We start from the raw sequence: 1,691 nt of genomic DNA on the forward strand, positions 1-1,691 counted from the left end.
CCCTCGAGCCAAGGGTAGTTGTCACTCACCCTCAAATCGGGTATGATAAATACTCAAAGAAGAGGTGACAACTATGAGTTATAACAAGTACAGTAAAGAGTTGAAAGAAAGTGTAGTGTCAAGAATACTTGGCGGTGAAGAGTCTGTTTCAGATATAGGGAGAGATACAGGTATAAATCTAAACACCCTTTATAGATGGAGAGACAATGCCCAAAGAACAGGTCTATCTGCTACGACAAAGTATAAAAAAGCAGAAAACTGGCGAACAGAAGATAAGTTTTTGGTAGTAATTGAAACTGCCAATTTAAATGAAATAGAGTTTTCTGAATATTGTCGAAAGAAAGGCTTGTACCCAGAACAAGTTAAGGAATGGAAAGAAGCCTGTATGCAAGCCAATGGTGTATCTACAGAGAAAATATCAAAGGTTAATCAAGAACTGAAGCAAGAGAAAAAAGCAAATGAAAAGTTACAAAAAGAGCTTACAAGAAAAGAAAAAGCCTTGGCAGAAGCAGCAGCACTTTTGGTGCTAGGAAAAAAGGCCAATGCGATTTGGGGTCAGGACAACGAGGAAGACTAATTAGCGCCCAAGATCGTGAGAAAGCTGTTGAACTAATTAGTGAAGCTGTTAAATCAGGGGCAAGATTATTTAAGGCCTGTGAGAGGCTAGGGATCCATAAGCGAACCTATAACCGTTGGGTATTAGATGGAATAGTAGATCGAAGAACTACTTGTGTTAGACCAGAACCAAAGAATAAGCTAAGTAAAGAAGAAGAAAAGAAGGTACTTGATGTCGTTAACACAGAAGAATTTAGTAGTTTAGCCCCAAGCCAGATCGTACCGATATTGGCTGATAGAGGGACATACATAGCGTCAGAAAGTACAATCTATAACATATTAAAAAGAAACCAAGAATTAGAACATAGAGGTAGAAGTCGTAAACCTGAGAAGCGACCGATATCAATACATAAAGCTGATAAACCATGTCAAGTATGGACTTGGGATATAACCTATCTAAATGGACCAATTAAAGGGCAATATTACTACTTATATTTAATACTAGATATGTTTAGTCGGAAAATAGTTGGATGGGAAATATGGAAAGAAGAATCAGCAAACCATGCTAGTGAGTTAATCACAAAGGCATATGTTCAAGAGAAGATTGCTTTGAATATAAGGCCATTGGTACTACATTCAGATAATGGAAGTCCAATGAAAGGCGCCACGATGCTTGAGACGCTCTACAACTTAGGTATAATACCATCACGAAGCAGACCAAGAGTAAGCAATGATAATCCGTATTCAGAAAGTTTATTCAAGACATTGAAGTATAGACCGAACTACCAGCCAAAAGGATTTGATACTATTGGTGAGGCGAGGTTGTGGGTACAACAATTTGTAAAATGGTACAACTATGAACATAAGCATAGCGGCTTGAAATTCATAAGTCCGAATGAACGTCATTTAGGGTTAGATAAAGAGATATTTGCAAAAAGAACTAAGGTCTATGAAGAAGCTAAATCTAGGAATCCAGAACGTTGGGCTGGATCAATAAGAAACTGGAAATTAAACGATGAAGTATGGTTGAATCCAGAAAGAAATCAGGCAACAGAAGATGGAAAAGCACACGAAGCTGCTGCATCTTAGGTAACTATAAAATATGGGCGGTGTGACAACTAGCCAAAAAATTTCCG

At 37.9% G+C, this 1,691-nt stretch carries 1 protein-coding gene; it reads left to right on the top strand.

Features of this window, described 5'->3' with window-relative positions:
• Positions 1-73 precede the first annotated feature (73 nt).
• Positions 74-1,644, top strand: a protein-coding gene (locus tag P0N36_RS15210; protein ID WP_275843733.1) for an IS3 family transposase whose coding sequence is annotated in 2 segments (ribosomal slippage) — positions 74-527 and positions 527-1,644 — 1,572 coding nt in all. Because the reading frame shifts where the segments join, the coding sequence is not laid out codon by codon here.
• The last annotated feature ends 47 nt before the right edge of the window (positions 1,645-1,691 follow it).

The organism is Petrocella sp. FN5 (assembly GCF_029210395.1).
Taxonomy (GTDB): domain Bacteria; phylum Bacillota; class Clostridia; order Lachnospirales; family Vallitaleaceae; genus Petrocella.